Genomic DNA, 17,951 nt, shown 5'->3' with positions numbered 1-17,951 from the left:
AATTTAATCCATCCATTCTAATTCAATATCATAAATTTTAACCAAGTCACCTTTTTTAGCGCCTTTTTCTCTGAGTAAATCATAGGCCCCGATACGCTTTAACTTTTCATTGAATAATAATAAATTATCGTGAGTGGAGATAGGAGTTTTTTGGTATATTTTATAAACATCTTCACCTTCAATCATTCATTTTCCATTACCTAAGTTTTTAACCTTAACGTCTTTGGTATCTCCTTCAAAAGTATAAAGTTTAAAGTCAGCTTTTTTTTCATCGGGAATTAACCACAAGGGTTCATCTTTCACAACTTCTAACAAAGAACCGATTTCCATTAATAATTTATCGATATTATACTTATTCAAACCCGAAACTTCAATTATAGTTTTATCTTTATACTTTTCTTTGAAATAAAGTAGATTGATTTCAGCTTCTTCAATATCCATTTTGTTTGCAACTATGATCTCAGGTCTCTTTTCAAGATTTAGGTTGTAATTTAGAAGCTCCTTTTTTATCAATTCGTAATTTTTTATGACATCTTCAGAAACATAATTACCAGACATATCAATAACATGACAAATAATTTTACATCTTTCAATATGTCTCAAAAATTCATGACCTAACCCTTTACCAAGACTAGCGCCTTCGATAAGACCTGGTAAATCAGCCACTGTGAAGGTTCTACCTTTTTTATCTCTTGTAACCCCTAGTTGTGGGTTCAATGTTGTAAATGGATAATCAGCTACTTGTGGTCGGGAGTTTGAAATTGCTCTAAGCAACGTTGATTTACCAGCATTTGGTAAGCCAACAAAACCAACATCTGCTAAGACTTTTAATTCTGCTTTGATATTTATATTAACTCCTGGGTCACCGGCTTCAAAAATTGTTGGTGCTTTATTACGTGAGTTAGCAAATCTTGCATTTCCACGGCCACCCTTTCCACCTAAAGCTAATACTTGTCTTTGTTCGTTATGGTCGAAGTCTGCTATTATTTCGTTTGTATCTGCATTGAACAAAACAGTTCCAACCGGAACTCTAACTACTATATCTTTACCATTTTTCCCATGCATATTTTTAATATCACCCTTGTAACCATCTTCAGCAATATAATACTTTTGCAATTTCAAATCTAAAAGTGAAGACTTTCCTTCATCTGCAACAAAAATCACATCTCCACCTTTTCCACCATCACCACCGTTTGGTCCTCCGTTTGCAACATATAATTCATGACGAAAAGAGACGGCACCATCGCCACCTTTTCCAGATTTGATATTAAAATAAGCTAAATCTACAAACTTCATTCTTTATTCCTCTTCAATTGAAGAAATTTGTATCTCTCCATCTATTAATTGTTGATAACAATTATCGCAAGCAAAAGTTGGCATCCCAATAGATGCATTGTAATCATCAACTTCTTGTCATGCTTCTATTGGATCTTCCATCAGTTTATCTAGTTCTTCATCAGAAATGCTTGGATTATTTTCTAAAGCGTCAAAAGCTAAATCCCCCAATGATTTTGGTGAATTTGATGCCACATATCCTATTTCATCGATTCCACAAACCGAACAAGTTATTCCAAATAATTGCATCATTATATTTTTTGTGTCGTGAAACTTTATGAAGTCTTCTTCGTTAAATGTTGTTTTTTTCATGTTTTTCTCCTAAAATAAATTATCAAACTCGTTTAATAATATCATTGCTTTTTCATAATTGTAATCAATATTTTCGAAATCTCTTAATTCGTTATTTATTCCTAATGAATTTTTTGCAGTCATAATTACACACACCAAAATTTCATTGATTCCATAACCTTCAAATTCAAAGTTGGGAAATATACTGTAAAGATATGATTCTGCAATATGTTTACAAATATTATATAGTGTTGGATTTTTATCATAAACCAAATTATTTAATTTTATATCAACCTCGTTGATAACCTGATTAAATTTTGAAACATCAAAAGTAGCGGGGTTTATATTAAATGACTTAGCACCTTTTTTTACAACTAAATCTACATCTAGTTTTTGTTCTAATAAAACCAAAATTAGAAAAGTTTTGAACTCATCCTTAACAAGGTCAGAAACTAAATAATCTTTAATATCAGGCAGTATCATTCTTGCATTAAAACTACGCAAAGCGTCGAAAGCTAGTAATTGAATTTCTTGGTCTAATACTTGCTTCATTACAGAAGATATTTTATTTAATGTTCAAATAGAACCATCGTTATTTAGATTTGAAGATAGTTCGCTCTCAAGATCTTTCAAATAGTTTTGCAATTTACTTTCTATATCGCTAGGTATGTAGGGTACACTTAGTTCTTCTTTTATTAATTCCAGTGCTTTCTCAAAATCTCTGTTCTTGATATTCTGTTCAATCATTAAAATTAGATTATCGTAAAAATTTGCACTCATCAAACCACCTACTAACACAACATATTATACAATACTAATATCGATTAAGAAATAACATACTTAAAAAAGAAAAAACCATTTATCATGGTTTTTATAGTTAATTACTTAACTGCTTTTTTCATAGAGTTTTTTAATGCAGCATCTTTTGTTTTAGAAGTAACAACTTCTTTAATACGAGCAGCTTTTCCTGATAATTTTCTTATATAGTAAATTCTTGCTCTTCTCACACGTCCACGTTTTAAAACGTCTATAGAATCAATAATTGGTGAATGAACTGGAAAAGTTCTTTCCACAAAAACACCGTTAGAGTTTTTTCTTACACAAACTGAGAAAGATATTCCACTTCCTTGAGTTTTAATTACAACACCTTCAAATGCTTGAATACGATACTTTTCACCTTCTTTAATTTTTACATTAACTCTTATTGTGTCACCAGATGTGAATTCTGGTAAATTAGAGTTTAATTGTTCATCAATTAAAGATTTTGTGTTTTTTGATAACATGTTCATAACTAATTTTCTCCTTTCGTATTTTTTAGATTATCGATAAATTCGATATCTGTTTTTGATAAATTTTCATCCTTTAATAGGTCTGGTCGTTTAATATAAGTATTTCTTAATCTGCCTTCTTGACGAAACTTTTGAATGTTTGCATGATGGCCGCTAAGCAGTACATCTGGGACTTTTTTGCCCCTAAAATCCACGGGTTTAGTATAAACTGGATGATCCAATAGATTATTTTCAAAACTATCATTAATGTGTGACTCTTCAGAAATAACACCCGGAACCACTCGAGATATTGAATCAATCAATACAAGACTAGCTAGTTCTCCACCAGTTAATACATAATCTCCTATAGAAACTTCTATATCAACGTAGTCAAGAACTCGTTCATCAAAACCTTCGTAATGCCCACAAACTATTATTAGATGTTTATGCTTTTCTATATAGTTTCTAGCAAATTCTTGTTTCCAAGTTTTACCTTGAGGGCTTGTTAAAATTACTAACGAATCCTCGGTTTTACAAGCTTCAATCGCATTCACAACTGGTTCCACCATTAAAACCATACCTTTTCCACCACCAAATTGATAGTCATCTACTTGATTGTGATTATAGTTTGTGTAATTTCTTAAATCAACTACTTCAATCTCTATCTTTGTTTTATCTAAAGCTCTTTTTATAATAGATTCAGATATATAAGATTTAATCAAATTGGGAAATAAGGTTATTATTGAAAACTTCATTTAGATAAGCTCCGTTATATTCTTCAAAGTAATTGTTTTTGACTCGTAATCAACTTTTTCGACAAACCTGTCTACACAAGGAACTCATATAGATTGATTATCATTATTCAAAACTTTAACCAAATCCTGTGCTCCATTATACATAACATCAATAACTTTTCCATAATTACTATTTTCAAATAGTACATGAAAATCTATCAATGAAGTATATAGTTCAAATAAATCATCTTCTTTTAAAAAGTAAACTTCTCAGTCTTTATAAGTTAATGCCGTATTGATATTGTTGATGTCTTTTAATTTTAAAATATGCTTGTTATTTGAAATATAAAACTTTTCAACACAATAAACTTCAATACTATTTGACTTATCTTTCAAGAAAATCTTTTTATTGAGTAAATCCTTCTTTATTGATAAGTCACTATTAATTCATATCTTAAGTTCACCTTTAATACCATGTGTTGAAATAACTTTTCCAACACTAATTAGTTTTTCTTCAAGGTTACTCATAAAACTCGACCTCAATTTCAACTTTTTTCTCTTGAATCGAGAGATTCAGATTCATCGAATCTTGTAAAGATTTAATTATTCCCAAAATAGTTTCTCTTAAATTCATTTCAATTTTATCTTCGATAACTAAAATGAATTCGTAGGTTTTCTTAGTTTCAATTTTCTCTTTTAGAATATAGATAATATCTTTGGGTAAAAGATCCGAAATAAAATCATTCAAGATCTCGTATACAATTTTCATTATTTACTCTCGTCTTTTTTAGCTACTTTAGTTTTAGCCACTGTTTTTTTAGCAACTTTTTCTTTTTTTGGTGCAGCTTTCTTTTGTTCCAATTTTGCATTGTGCAAGTCTGTCATTACACCTTCTTTTGAAAGAATGTTTCTAACAGTATCGGTTGGTTGTGCTCCTTGTTGCATTCATTTTAGTGCTACTTCTTTTTTAAGATCTACAACACCATTTATTGGGTTGTAAGTTCCTATTAACTCGATGTATTCACCATCACGTTTAACACGTGAATCTGAGGCTACAATTCTGTAAAAAGCAGCTCTTTTTTTACCAGCTCTTTTTAATCTTAGTTTTACCATAAGTTCCTCCTTACTCTATATAAATACATTAATAATAATATATTAATAAATTAGGTTGTCAAGTATTTTTACTTAACAAAGTATTTTATTTGAAAACAAAAAAAACACCAAAGGTGTTTTGAATTCATAATGGCGCCCACGAGAAGATTCGAACTTCTGACCCTACGCTTAGAAGGCGCATGCTCTATCCTACTGAGCTACGTGGGCATCAACAAGACAAAAATATAATAACAAAAGAAAGTTATTTTTGCTATCTTTTTTAGTCTTTTTTTCAATTTAATAATTTTAGTGGTAATTCAAGTGATGATTGAAACTTCAAAGTTAAATCATCACTATTTGATTTTTCACCTTCATAATTTAAACATAGTTTTTTGAAATTTGCAAAGATATTTTCAATTAGAGTAGTTGTTTGTACAGTGTGTCCTAATGGATGTGGTCCAAAAAGTATAATGACATACTTTATCAATTCTTCCAAATTGTAATCAAAAGATCTTGCAGTTTCTGGTTCGATTGATAATAAAAATGTTAATACTTTTCCAAGTTTATGCAAAAGAACATTTTCTTGTAATTGTTTAGAGTTATCAAATTCAATTTGTGAGGCTTCGATCAATTCATCCTCGCTCATAAAGAATGTCCCTTCATTCATATTTTCAAAGCTTATTCTTTCTTTAAATTTATTTTCCTTAACCTCTGTAAATAATTCTAAGATTTCGACATAAAGCTTTCGTTTCTGTTGAACATGATTATCAATAACTTTAGGTAAATACTCATGAACCAAAAGCATTGTTCTAATTTCAGAAAAAACATATCAAACAATTTCGTGAATTGTAACTAATTTATTGAAATCTACTTGTATATGTCTTGTTCCCTTTGATCTAATGTATGTTTTCAAAATTTTGTAGTTCATATGTTGATGAGAAAACGGTGATAATACAGCTTTAGATTCTGATGTATAGTCATCCAATATTTTGTTGTTTGCTTGAATTTTGTCTAAGTATAAAAAGTAAGGTAAATAATTTTCTAGCATCTCAAATACCTCTCCACCATCCGAAAGCATTGTAACAGCTGTTATTTCATCTTTCATTAAAATTGTTGTAACCTTAGTTAACTGAAAAAGTGCTTTGAAACGCTCTTTCATATCAAAATCATCTCATTTAGATGCTGTAAAATTACTTAAAAATAAACTTCACTCTTCATCATTTTCAATCAATTCAATTGTTTCTTGAAGATATTCAACTTCTTTTGGTTTTCAGTCTCTGCCAGATTTATATTTTCTAATCAAATTATCTCTTTGGTAATATTTATGGACTCTTTGAAATAATCCTTGTTTTTCACCATTTTTTATTAGATTCAATGTAAACAAAAATGGATATAATGCACTAGTCTTAAGTTTTCCATCATCAGATTCATGATTAATGTCGTATTCATAATTAAACAAAGCTTCTCTTACATAGGCTTTTGATATTTTAATCAAATCTTTTGGTTTTCTAAAACAATAGTTATTGATATAAGGTAAAAGTAGACCTGAAATCAGTTCATAAACTAAATTTTCAGTTTCTTCATCTTTAATTACTAATTTTTTCGGTTTTTCTTTAACAAATCTATATCTTACTTTATGTAATTTTTCAATATTTTCAATAATATATTCAGCATATTCCTTAGTTTCTTCTAATGGAATTTCACTGATTTTTATACCTCTATAAAGGGTATATTGTATGACTCCAAAATATGTTAAAGGATATAAACTAGATATTAAGTCTTTTTGTGTAACAATATAATATTTTAATTCTGCGTTATTCTTTGCAATGATATGCAAACCATATCAAAACAAACTTTCCTTTTCAAAATTTTTCATTTTCACCTCTAAATAGACTTGATAATTTTAGACCAAAGTTGTGTTCAATACAATTATTTTGTATAAATAAACTAATAAATGAAATTATTACCCAAATTTACAAAATATTATTTTTCTTTATAAATTCTTTCATACTAGAAATTGCTCTTTGTGAGTATAATTCTCTCTTTTCCTCTTTTTTAAGTTTATTATCAATCACCATATTTTCGACTAAACTTCAGTTTGCTTTCATAGGTTGAAAGTTTTTTTCACTAGTTGTTATTATATAGTTTTGTAAAGCACCCATAACTGTATCTTTCGGGAAGGAACAAAGCGGTTCATCATTAATCATTTTATAAATATTAATTGCAGCTATAATGCCACTACTACAAGACTCTACATATCCCTCAACCCCTGTAATTTGTCCTGCAAAGAATATATTTTTATTAGTTTTCAATTGATTGTAGTTATTCAGTAATGCAGGAGAGTTAATAAAATTATTTAAATGCATAACTCCGTAACGAACAAATTCAGCTTTTTCCAAGCCTGGAATTAGTTGAAAAACTCTTTTCTGTTCTTTTCAAGTTAAATTAGTTTGAAATCCTACCATATTATACAAATCATCTTTTGCATTATCCTGTCTTAATTGCACAACTGCAAAATTTTTGCTCCCATCGATATTACTCAATCCCGCTGGCTTTAGAGGACCAAATCTAAGAGTGTTGAAACCTCTTTTTGCCATAACTTCGACTGGCATACACCCTTCAAAAAACTTTAAATTCTTTTCTTTATCTAAGTGCTTTTCAGCCAACTGAGCATTTACCAACTCATCATGAAATTTTTTATATTCTTCTTCAGACATCGGACAGTTTATATAATCTTCCGTTTCTCCTTTATCATAACGATTTTTTCTAAAACAAATGTCCATATTTATAGTATCTTTTTTTATTATCGGAGCAACTGCATCATAAAAATAAAAATACTCTTTACCAAGTAACTTTATAATTTCATTCTGGAGGTTATCGGTAGTTAGTGGTCCGGATGCAATTAATGTTATCTCATCATCATCCAAAGTGACTTTTTCCTCATCCAGTATTTCGATATATTTATTTGATTCTAGTTTATTTGTTATATAGTTTGAAAACTTTTCTCTGTCAACAGCAAGACTTCCTCCAGCTGGTATTTGAGCATAATAAGCCGCTTCTAATATCAATGAGTCAAATAGTTTCATTTCTTCTTTTAAAGTACCAACAGCATTCTTATTATCTAATGATCTAAGTGTATTCGAACAAACAAGCTCTGCAAAAGAATCGAGTTTTTGCACTGGATTTTTTTGCACTCTTTTTATTTCAAATAATCTTACGTCAATTTCTCTTTTTGCTAGTTGTCAAGCAGCTTCACAACCCGCAAGACCAGCACCAATAATATTAATTCTCTTTTTCATTACTTAATTATAGCAAATAAAAAAATGGCATAGCCATTTTTATTCCATTAATCCAGCTTCGTAAAGTTTTTTGAAGTGTCCTTCTTTAGTTTTTAGCTCGTTGAATGTACCTATTTGTACAACTCCTACATCTCTGGCTAAAACAATTATTTGGTCGCAATTTTTTATAGTACTTAACCTATGAGCGATTGATACGGTTGTTCTATTTTTCATAAGTTTATCTAGTTCATTTTGTATTTCTTTTTCAACAATATTATCTAGGGCACTTGTTGCCTCATCTAAAATTAATAACTCTGGATCTTTTAAAATCATTCTAGCAATTACTAAACGTTGTTTTTGACCACCAGATAACATAAACCCTCGTTCACCTAAAATAGTGTTATAACCGTCTGGTCAAGTCATTACTAACTCATGTAATTCCGCCTTTTTAGATGCTTCAATAGCTTCCTCTTCAGTTGCATTGAAATTTCCATATTTGATATTGTCTAGAACAGTTCCAAATAATATTTGTGGTTCTTGTTCAACATAACCAACTTTATCTAAGTAAGTAGAAAGTTTAACTTCTTTTAAATCTATATTATTGTTTATTAAAACCTTACCTTCACTAGGGTCGTAAAATCTTAACAATAGTTTAGATATTGTGGATTTACCACTTCCTGTTTCCCCAACAAAAGCATAACTCTTTCCATGTTCAAATTTGAATGTGAACTTTGGTAATATGATTTTATCTGGTTTTTCTGGATATCTAAATTCAACATCTTGTAAAATAATGTCTCCACTAATTTTATCTATTTGCATACCTTCTTCTGGTTCATAATGTGGATCTAATATAGATTTAGATCTAATAATTTCATCAATTCTGAACGAAGCTGTCGATGCTTGCACAACCCCAGCAGTAACTCTAGCTAGTTGCATAATAGGACCAACCATTGTACCAACACCACTTATAAATGATGAAAGTATAATTGAAAGCAATTGCGTTTGGTCATTGTATAATAATGCCGCCGAGATTACAACAACCATTTGGATTGAAGAAATACCAGCAATCATAACAGTAATAATAGTAGACTGCATAGAGATAAGACTAAAAGATTTTTTATAATAATCATTGTGAATTCTCTTAAATCTTTCAGTTTCATAAACTTCAGTACCTGAAGCTTTTATTAGTCTAATAGTTGCAATTCTATCTGTAACATCACCATTTATATTTGTTATAGAGTCTCGAACTTTAAACATAAGTTTTTTTACTATTCCAAAAGTTGAAAACATTGTTATTAATATTATTAACATCAATGCTACTAAAATTCCTGTTAATTTTAAATCTATTGTTAATAACATTCCAAGAGAACCAAAAAATGTAAATATAGCTGATAACAATGTAACAGGAACTTGTTGCGCTTGGTCACCAATAATTTGTGTATCTGAGACTATTTTTGTAAGAATTTCTCCTATTTTTTTATCAGAATAATAACTCATATCTTGTTTAACAAGTTTTTCAAGTGCTTTATTTCTTAGTTCTATTTCTATATTTTTACCCATAATACCAGCAATAAAATTGGAAATAAAAGTAAATAGTCCTAATGCTACAAAAAGTGCTAACTGAAAGTAAATTCATTCTTGTCAACCAAGTTGTAATCCAAAAAAGTCTGTGTAATAATTCTTTGAATCTAATAATTGAGAATTTTCGTATCCATTACCTCTATAGTATACACTTAATGAGTTTTCATTATTTTTTTCTAAAATAGAATTTAAACCATTTTCATCAATACTTCCACTACCAATGCGACTAGCAACGATAGCAGGAATCATAAGGCAAGCCATCATGTTTTGTATTATTTTTGGTCCTACAACGGTAGTTACAGCAGACAATCCAGTGATTATAAACAAACTAAAGGCAATTAAAGGGTGTCTTTTCAAATAATTAAAAACTATTCCAAAAAATGTTTTACCACTTCCTTTATTTCTTTTGGTTTTAAAAGTTGGGTTTGAGGATGTTTTATCAGGGTTTTGAGTAACTAAAGATTGAGAGTTCGAGCTATTGTTATCATTATTATTCATAAGAACCTCCGCTTTCTTTCATATTTAATAATTATTATGAACCTATTTGTAGAAAATACAATTGAATATTAATTTTTATTAAAAATAAAAAAAAGAGATTTTAAATCTCTTTTTTCAATTATTAAATAAATCTATCATTTGTGTGTCGGGAATAAAATGATTAGTTAATTTAAAAATTATTAGGTATAAACCTTACAAGTGTGATATTTCTACCACGAAATTATTATACCACTTTAAATGTCGTTTACTATATCTTTTGCAGTTTCTATCAACTTTCCACCCATCTTGATCAATTTATTGGTTCCATTTAGCTCACCAGACACAGATGGTATAGCAAAAATATCTTTCCCTTCATTGAGAGCACAGTTGATAAGATTATTAAAATTATCAGCTTCTTTAAATTGAACGAAAACAATACCCTTCGAAAGTCCACATAATAATCGGTTTGAATATTCAATATAATCATCTGTTTTATCTTCACTAACCTCATAACACTCACAAATGAATAATATGTTTTTATGTTCTATATCTAATGATTTATCTAAATAATCCTTGATTCCAGATTTTAAAATGAATATAGTTTCAAGTGACTTCTCTTTGCATATATCAAGAACCTCTTCATTTACACCCTCATTCTCGTTAGTAATTATTAATTTATTTTCTTTTTTCAAATCAGGCAATAATGTCGCTATTCTTGTTTTTCCATAGTCATCTATCTCTTTTCCGCCAACTATACCAACATTTTTTGCATAATTACCTATCAAATTTATATCTCCTTTATAGAACAGTACAAATGGTGGCTTATGTATATATTTTAATGAGTTTGGATAAAATGGGCTAAGAATGGTTATAAAATTACAATTTATTTTTTGTAATACATTTGTTATTTCTTCTTTTGAAATGCGTTCTTTTGTATCTAAAGCTTTGTAAATCTTATCTCAGTTTCCCCTATATTTTAGTGAAAAGTATAGCAATACATTTTCCATTTAAGCTATATGTATAATCTTGTTGGCAACTATTTCATTACCATAGGTAACGCTATCAGTTGAACCAAAAGATATTATCCTTCCTTCAATTCCAACAAAAGACTGATCATAATATTCATACTCATCACCCAAAACATTACTTCATACTTTAACATTTATAAATTCGTCTGTTATTATTCCATCTTTATTTTTATAATTTCTTGGAACTCTTAAAATAAATTTAAACAGCTTTTTCTCTCCATTTTTTGAGTTGAAAACTAGCTGCGGAGTCCCCTCTATTTGTCCGATTATATTTACATTATTCATAATAATTTCCTCCCAATGAATATATCGTCTGTAAGCTTTGAAATATAGCAGGAAAATAAAAAAATCATTTGGACTTGGTAATAACTCAAATCTAAATGACTTTTAAAATACTGATATTTAAAATAAGCGTTTATCTGTTCACCTATTCTAAATTTTCACCTTTTTTGTAGGAAGCAATTTGATCGATAAATGCTTCTTTCAAGTTTGCTCTATCAACATTATAAGAGTTTTCAAGTTCTTTTAATGCCTCTAGTTTTTCTAAATTATATTGTTTTTTAAGATCTTTTGTAATTTCTTTGTCTGATACTTTAGTTGCATAAGTTTTCTTTATATTTTGCAAGTTTTCAATATATGCTTCTTTCGTTTTTTTCTTAGACAAGATCAAATTTTGTTTTAGTATACCTTTATATCCGAGTAATGGCGAGTCTTGTTCTATAAGACCTTCGGACTTCGCTACAATTGGTGCAACAGCAACAGCACCAAGAACATTAGCCCCAGTTCTTCCCATGTCAAACAAACCATCTAACGGTGCTATGAAGGCTAAAACAGAATCAGTAAACCCAGGAAAACCAATACCACCAATTACACCAACTGTAACTACTGTAGCAGTACCAGGGACTCCAGCAATACCAAGAGAAGCAATAATAGTTACTAAAAGAGATATTAGGAAAAATCCGATGAACCCCATTTCATGAACTACCGAACTTGAATCCGTACCTGTTCATAAAATACTTGTTGCTAGGCCAGCTTGGACACCTGCACAAGCTATTAGACCCATTGTTGTAGAAATTGGTCCGATAGTATTTGCGGCAACTTCACCAACTTTTAAATCATTTTTAATAGTATCAATTGTAACTGGTAATGTTGCGTTTGATGATTGAGTTGCAAAACCTTGTATAAGCGGTCTTCAAGCACTTTTTCATCACCCAGAAACTTTCATACCAGATAAGAAAATTAATAATGTCAATCAACCAATAGAGATTAATATCCCTAGATAACCAACACCAATTACTTTACCAATTACAGCAAGCATACCTATTGGTCTAGTTACAATCGAAACAGTAATCATAGACATAACTGCTAATGGCATGAATTTCATAAATGTCATCAGAATTGATATGATTATATCTCATCCAGTGTCCATAGCTTTTCTAACAGCTTCCATCTCAACACTTTTTCTTTTAGATAGTATTTTTACAGATAAACCAGCAAGTGCACCAACAACCATAACTGGAATTATTGAACTTGCAGCCATTGTTGAGAAAAAGTTATCTGGTAAGTATCCTCAAATTATTGATGGCAAAGGAACTAAGCTTTTTCCTTTTTCAGAATTAGTATTATTATCAAAAACAGATAACCCTTCTACTTTACCGACATTTGTTAACATTCCAAGTGCAAATGTTACAACAAAAGCAAAGGCTACATTCAATAGAAGAAGTCCTATACCCTTGATTGTAATTATACCGACATTTTTAGATGAAGGTTTTGCTGTAATTTTAAACATTGCTATAAATACGATTGGTATAGTTAACAGTTTTACCCCGTTTATAAATATTTTACTGAAGAATTCAGCTCAAACTTTTAGTTCATATACTCAATATAAGTTATGACTACTATATTCGTAATCCTTATATGCATTTTGATCAGGGAATCCAATAATTGCTTGTAAACTTAAACCATAAACAAGCCCGATACCAAGTCCTATCAACACACGGTACATAAATTTTAATTTTATTTTTTTCAAGAATATTCATAATGAGATTTGTAACGTTATAAAGATTAATATTGTAACAGCCGATTCTCATCTACTAATTGCTAAAAAATCCTTTAATATATCAGTCTTTTCTGCTAAAAACATATTATCCCTTTCTTTCATTTTATTTTAATATATTAGATATTGCTATATGTATTATGTCAGTTGTTTTTGAGAACGGCGGCGAATAAACTAAATCAACTTGTTCCAAATGTTTATCGATAATGGTTTTATTCCAAATCATAGCTGCTAATGCATTAATTCTCAAAACAGCTTTATTGCTACCACACATTTGTGCGCCAATAATAGTTTTATCTTTATTATTCATAATTAATTTAAGATAAAGATCGCTTTGTCCATTAACATAATGAGTGAAGTCTTTATCTTTTATAAAAATTGATTTCACATCCATATTTTTTTCTTTGGCATATTTTTCTGTTAAACCAGTTCTTGCCACCTCTAGATCAAAAATTCTAATAATAGAACTTTGAATTGATCCTTCAAAACTAATATTTTTACCAACTATATTATCAGCTATAACCCTTGAAAATTTGGAAGCTACGGTTGCTAATGGGGAATAAATATCTTCACCTGTTATAAAATTTTTAGAAGTGGCACAATCTCCACCAGCATAAACATCTTTTATATTAGTTTCTCCCAGTTTATTCACCAATATAGCTCCATTATTAATTAATTTAAGATTGGTGTCTTTTAGAAACTCTGTGTTAGGTTTAAACCCTACACATAAAAGAACTGCTTGTGTTTGTATAACTTCGCCGTTTTTCAAGACTACACCAGAGACATTTCCATTCTCATTTAATATTTCTGTGACCTGTGCACCTAGAAAAACTTCAATTTCTTTCTCTATTAGTTTGTCTTTTATTAATGTTGTTATCTCAGAATCAAAACTTTTTGAAGATAATTCTTCTTCCATTTCTATAAGATTTACTTTTTTACCTATTTTAGATAATGTTTCGCACATTTCAAGGCCTATAAATCCTCCACCAACTATGGTGATCTTTTCTATGCTATCTTTATTTAAAAGTGCATTTTTAAGGTTTTTACCATCTTCTAAGGTTGTTAAAGTAAATACATTGTTTGTGTTTATACCTACAATGTTAGGAACTATAGGTTTTGCGCCAACAGCGATAGTTAAGTAATCATAAGAATCTGCGCCATCTTCTAATATTACTTTTTTGCTTTCGAAGTCAATTTTTTTTACTTTTTTATTTGAATGAACTTGTATGTTCATTTTTTCGAAGTCATTGATAGTTCTTGCCAACATCAAGTTTTCATTTTCAAACTCGTCGGCCACATAATAAGGTAGTCCGCATGCTCCAAGTGAAACATAACTTTTATCTTGATAAACAGTAATATCTATTTTTGGATCATTACGTCTCAATCTTGCAGCGACTCCCATTCCTGTAGCACTACCGCCAATAATTATAACTTTCATATCCATACCCCCTATGGTCTCCCTAACAATTATTATTATATCTACATAGGTAAAAAAAACGAAAAAAAATATAAAATTTTGAATTTTATATTTCTAAAAACATTTTTAAGTTTTTAATAAGGTTCTTGCATTTTTCCTTAGCATTCTCTAAGGTTTTATCAATTGTAACAAAATAAATCTTTATTTTTGGCTCAGTACCGCTAGGTCTAATGGCAAATCAACTGCCATCTTCAAAATAAAATTTCATAAGATTTTGACCTGGCATATTATATAAACCATTGATATAATCTTCGGCATATTTTAATTCTAAATCTCCAAGTTTTTCAAAATACTCGCTTCTTAGTTTTTCCATAATTGGCTCAACTTTTGATTTAATTTCTTCTGGTTTGAAGTTCAAGTTTTCTGTATAAGTGTAAAAATATCCGTATTTTTCATATAGTTCAAAAAGAACATCAATTAAAGTTTTATTTTGTTTTTTATAGTATCAAGCAGCCTCAACCAACATAGTAGTTGCTTGGATGCCATCTTTATCTCTAGTTGAGGAGTCCAATACATAACCGTAACTTTCTTCGTATGCAAAGACAAAATTTAAGTTCCTTTTTTCTTCTTTTAAAATTTCTGAACCCATTCACTTGAAGCCAGTTAAAGTTTTAATTACACTTACTCCATAAGTTTCACTAGCAATTCTATCACCTAGGTCACTAGTAACAAAACTTGAATACATTGCAGGATTTTTTGGTAATTTATTATGTTTTTTTAGTTGGCTCAGTTTTCACTCAATTAATAATGGTCCTGTTTGATTACCATCAATTCTTATTCATTCCCCATTATGGTTAATTGCACAACCAATCCTATCTGCATCTGGATCTTGAATAATCATTATCGATGCATCGTTATGTTTTTTTCCATATTCTAATGGAATAGTTCAAGCTGGTTCAAATTCAGGATTGGGGTTACCAACGTTTTTAAAAGTTGGGTCTTCAAAAGAATGTTCTGCAACTTCGATCACATCATATCCAAACTCTCGTAACAAAGGGGGAGTAAACTCAGTTCCTGTACCATTAACAGCTGAGTAAATAACTTTGAATTTGTTTCTATCTTCATTTTTGTAAAATTGTAAATTCTCAATCATTTTTTTGTAATTGACAATTACTTTTTCATCTACAATATTCATTAATGATTCATCGCACTTATAGTTTCAATTAAGTATATCCTTTATTGTTGACATCTTATCTGCGATCACTTTTGTTTCTTCATCTATTAATTGACAACCAAACTCATCATATATTTTGTAGCCGTTATAATTTGCTGGATTATGACTGGCAGTTATCACAATTCCACCAATAGCATTCAAATCCTTTGTGGCGAACGATACAACTGGTGTTGGTTTCATATCATTGTTTTTAAATAAATAAGCTCTTATACCAAAACTGGTTAATATTTCAGCTGCTAATTGAGAAAATTCTTTTGAGTTTTTTCTATTATCATGACCAATTACAACCCCTCTTGATAGAGAATCAGGGTATTTTTTTATTAATAATTTAGCATAACTTATTGTTACTAATTTTATAGTATATGAATTAAATCTTCCTGGTCCTGGCCCCAATATTCCTCTAATTCCAGCAGTACCAAATTCTAATTGTAAATTAAAAGCATTTTCTAATTCATAATCATCAGCTGCTAACAGTTGTTCTTTTAACTCAGGAACCATATTTTTAGCATTTATTCATTGTGAATATAATTGACTATTTTTGTCGAACTTCATTTTTTTTCTCCTTTATATTAGCCACTGGTTTGTAAGATACCCGATGAATATCTAAAATTCCATATTCTTCAAGTCTTTGAATGTGTTCTTTTGTGCAGTAACCTTTATGTTTTTTAAAATTATACATAGGATATATTGTATCAAAACCGTCCATCAAACGATCTCTATACACTTTTGCAATGATGCTTGCAGCAGCGATTGTTTGACTAAGATTATCACCCTTAATAACTTTATACGTTTTATACCCACTTAATTGTATATCTTCTCCATCAATTAAACAAACATCTGGCTTTATTTTTAAATCTTTTATGCTTTCTAGCATTCCTAAAACACTTGTTGCTTTAGGATTCAATTTATCAACGATTTTAGCATCATATTCTTTAATAGAGCAGTCTATAGAATTTTCTAGAATTTCGTTGTAAAGACTTTCTCTTTGTTTACTTGATAATAGTTTAGAGTCTCTTATTAGAACATTATTATAAGAAGGTTTTAATATTAAACTCGCTACAACAATTGGACCTGCCATCGCACCTCTTCCAACTTCATCACTTCCTGATATAAATTCCACATTTTCATTGTTCCTTATTTGTTGGTCAAATAAATATCGTTCATTTTTTATCATTCAACAGTTAAATCACTTTCAATTGTTGAATCTACATCAACTTCATCAACCAAAGTTAAACTTTCGTAGTTTACCTCAATTGGTTTTTCAAAAGAGATTTTTCCTAAATTAAGGTTCAATAAATCATGGACGAATAGTTCGATAGCTCTCTCTACATCAGCTATTGAATCTAAAATGATAAATTTATTTCTTTTAGCAATTTCTTCAAAAATTTTAAATGTATCATCGTAATTAATTGGTCTAGATATAACTTTATTTATTTTATACACATCCTCAACCAATTTTGGATATGAATTATAAATATAACGCATAAGTTTAGTGGCAAACCTTTCTTTTGGAACTACTTCAATTCTTATTGAATTAGTTGCTGCACAGTTACAAGCAATTGTTTCATTTTCAAATTTTGAAGGTAGTATTCCAGGTGTATCGATAAGCGTTATTTTGTTAGTCATAATAATTCTTTGCATACCGCGAGTTACACCCGGTTTATTTCCTATTTTAAGTCGTTTACCTTTTGAGAGTTTAGAAATTACAGTAGATTTACCAACGTTTGGAATACCTACCACTAAAACATTTATTTGTGGATTTTCTATTCCCCTTGCCTTGTCTTTTTTTTGCTTTTCAATTGTCATTTTTTCGATAAGTTTTAATATATCGTTATAAATAGGTTGTTGTTTATCTTTAATTACATAAACAACATTGCCACAGTTAAAAAAATAGTCTTTTCATTGTTTAGTTACTTCATCATCAGCCAAGTCACCCTTAGACATTAAAATCAATCTAGGTCTATTGTTAAGTAACTTTCTAAATAAAGGATTTTGAGTTGAAAATGGTGCTCTAGCATCAACAATCTCGATCACTAAATCAACAATTGAGATTTTAGCTTCTATTTCTTTTATACTCTTATTCATATGTCCTGGAAATCAATTGAAACTTGATTTTTCATTCATAGAGAACACCTCCACATATCTTTAATTGTAACGATA

General features: G+C 29.5%; 18 protein-coding genes and 1 tRNA gene. All 19 read right to left on the bottom strand.

Annotation, left to right across the window (positions count from 1 at the left end):
* Positions 1 to 3: 3 nt before the first annotated feature.
* The 19 genes from obgE to ylqF all read right to left on the bottom strand — a co-directional run bounded on the left by obgE (position 4) and on the right by ylqF (position 17,915).
* Positions 4 to 1,296 (bottom strand): GTPase ObgE, encoded by a 1,293-nt coding sequence (gene obgE, locus ACI2WZ_RS01710; protein ID WP_500245051.1) that lies wholly within the window; start codon positions 1,294 to 1,296, stop codon positions 4 to 6.
* Between the two features lie 3 nt (positions 1,297 to 1,299).
* On the bottom strand, positions 1,300 to 1,647 hold the full coding sequence (locus ACI2WZ_RS01705; RefSeq protein WP_023789117.1) for a hypothetical protein: 348 nt from the start codon (positions 1,645 to 1,647) through the stop codon (positions 1,300 to 1,302).
* Positions 1,648 to 1,656: 9 nt separating this feature from the next.
* Positions 1,657 to 2,406 (bottom strand): DUF3196 family protein, encoded by a 750-nt coding sequence (locus ACI2WZ_RS01700; RefSeq protein ID WP_500245050.1) that lies wholly within the window; start codon positions 2,404 to 2,406, stop codon positions 1,657 to 1,659.
* Between the two features lie 101 nt (positions 2,407 to 2,507).
* Positions 2,508 to 2,909 carry a 50S ribosomal protein L19 gene (gene rplS, locus ACI2WZ_RS01695; protein ID WP_051372151.1) on the bottom strand — a complete coding sequence of 134 codons (402 nt, stop codon included), beginning with the start codon at positions 2,907 to 2,909 and terminating at the stop codon, positions 2,508 to 2,510.
* Positions 2,910 to 2,917: 8 nt separating this feature from the next.
* Positions 2,918 to 3,649 carry a tRNA (guanosine(37)-N1)-methyltransferase TrmD gene (gene trmD / locus ACI2WZ_RS01690; protein WP_500245049.1) on the bottom strand — a complete coding sequence of 244 codons (732 nt, stop codon included), beginning with the start codon at positions 3,647 to 3,649 and terminating at the stop codon, positions 2,918 to 2,920.
* A complete protein-coding gene (gene rimM / locus ACI2WZ_RS01685; RefSeq protein ID WP_500245048.1) occupies positions 3,650 to 4,156 on the bottom strand; it encodes a ribosome maturation factor RimM in 507 nt (168 codons plus the stop codon). It lies immediately after the preceding gene.
* Positions 4,149 to 4,397, bottom strand: a complete 249-nt coding sequence (locus tag ACI2WZ_RS01680; protein ID WP_500222818.1) for a hypothetical protein — start codon at positions 4,395 to 4,397, stop codon at positions 4,149 to 4,151. Before ACI2WZ_RS01680 ends, rimM begins: the two co-directional genes overlap by 8 nt.
* Positions 4,397 to 4,741 carry a 30S ribosomal protein S16 gene (gene rpsP, locus ACI2WZ_RS01675; protein WP_023789111.1) on the bottom strand — a complete coding sequence of 115 codons (345 nt, stop codon included), beginning with the start codon at positions 4,739 to 4,741 and terminating at the stop codon, positions 4,397 to 4,399. The genes ACI2WZ_RS01680 and rpsP overlap by 1 nt, the downstream gene beginning before the upstream one ends.
* A 130-nt stretch (positions 4,742 to 4,871) precedes the next feature.
* A tRNA-Arg gene (locus tag ACI2WZ_RS01670) sits at positions 4,872 to 4,948 on the bottom strand.
* Between the two features lie 52 nt (positions 4,949 to 5,000).
* Complete coding sequence (locus tag ACI2WZ_RS01665; RefSeq protein ID WP_500245047.1) at positions 5,001 to 6,596, bottom strand: hypothetical protein; 1,596 nt, start codon at positions 6,594 to 6,596, stop codon at positions 5,001 to 5,003.
* Between the two features lie 97 nt (positions 6,597 to 6,693).
* Positions 6,694 to 8,019, bottom strand: coding sequence for a methylenetetrahydrofolate--tRNA-(uracil(54)-C(5))-methyltransferase (FADH(2)-oxidizing) TrmFO (gene trmFO, locus ACI2WZ_RS01660; protein WP_500245046.1), 1,326 nt, complete (start codon positions 8,017 to 8,019; stop codon positions 6,694 to 6,696).
* Positions 8,020 to 8,058: 39 nt separating this feature from the next.
* Complete coding sequence (locus ACI2WZ_RS01655; protein ID WP_500245045.1) at positions 8,059 to 10,077, bottom strand: ABC transporter ATP-binding protein; 2,019 nt, start codon at positions 10,075 to 10,077, stop codon at positions 8,059 to 8,061.
* A 233-nt stretch (positions 10,078 to 10,310) separates the two neighbouring features.
* Positions 10,311 to 11,063 carry a DNA-processing protein DprA gene (locus ACI2WZ_RS01650; RefSeq protein WP_500245044.1) on the bottom strand — a complete coding sequence of 251 codons (753 nt, stop codon included), beginning with the start codon at positions 11,061 to 11,063 and terminating at the stop codon, positions 10,311 to 10,313.
* Complete coding sequence (locus ACI2WZ_RS01645; protein ID WP_500245043.1) at positions 11,064 to 11,369, bottom strand: single-stranded DNA-binding protein; 306 nt, start codon at positions 11,367 to 11,369, stop codon at positions 11,064 to 11,066. It lies immediately after the preceding gene.
* 142 nt (positions 11,370 to 11,511) lie between these two features.
* Positions 11,512 to 13,227 carry a dicarboxylate/amino acid:cation symporter gene (locus ACI2WZ_RS01640; RefSeq protein WP_500245042.1) on the bottom strand — a complete coding sequence of 572 codons (1,716 nt, stop codon included), beginning with the start codon at positions 13,225 to 13,227 and terminating at the stop codon, positions 11,512 to 11,514.
* Positions 13,228 to 13,246: 19 nt separating this feature from the next.
* Entirely contained in the window at positions 13,247 to 14,578 is a 1,332-nt protein-coding gene (locus ACI2WZ_RS01635; protein WP_500245041.1) for a CoA-disulfide reductase, read from the bottom strand.
* 85 nt (positions 14,579 to 14,663) lie between these two features.
* Positions 14,664 to 16,343 (bottom strand): phospho-sugar mutase, encoded by a 1,680-nt coding sequence (locus ACI2WZ_RS01630; protein ID WP_500245040.1) that lies wholly within the window; start codon positions 16,341 to 16,343, stop codon positions 14,664 to 14,666.
* Positions 16,324 to 16,965 (bottom strand): ribonuclease HII, encoded by a 642-nt coding sequence (gene rnhB / locus ACI2WZ_RS01625; protein ID WP_023789102.1) that lies wholly within the window; start codon positions 16,963 to 16,965, stop codon positions 16,324 to 16,326. The genes ACI2WZ_RS01630 and rnhB overlap by 20 nt, the downstream gene beginning before the upstream one ends.
* The gene (gene ylqF / locus ACI2WZ_RS01620; protein WP_500245039.1) at positions 16,959 to 17,915 is read right to left on the bottom strand and encodes a ribosome biogenesis GTPase YlqF; all 957 of its coding nucleotides are present in this window, start codon (positions 17,913 to 17,915) and stop codon (positions 16,959 to 16,961) included. Before ylqF ends, rnhB begins: the two co-directional genes overlap by 7 nt.
* Between the last annotated feature and the right edge of the window lie 36 nt (positions 17,916 to 17,951).

Source organism: Spiroplasma endosymbiont of Megachile willughbiella, from assembly GCF_964273395.1.
Lineage (GTDB): Bacteria > Bacillota_I > Bacilli_A > Mycoplasmatales > Mycoplasmataceae > Spiroplasma_A > Spiroplasma_A apis.
Note: the sequence above shows the minus strand (reverse complement) of the source record. Positions and strands in the feature narration are given on the sequence as shown.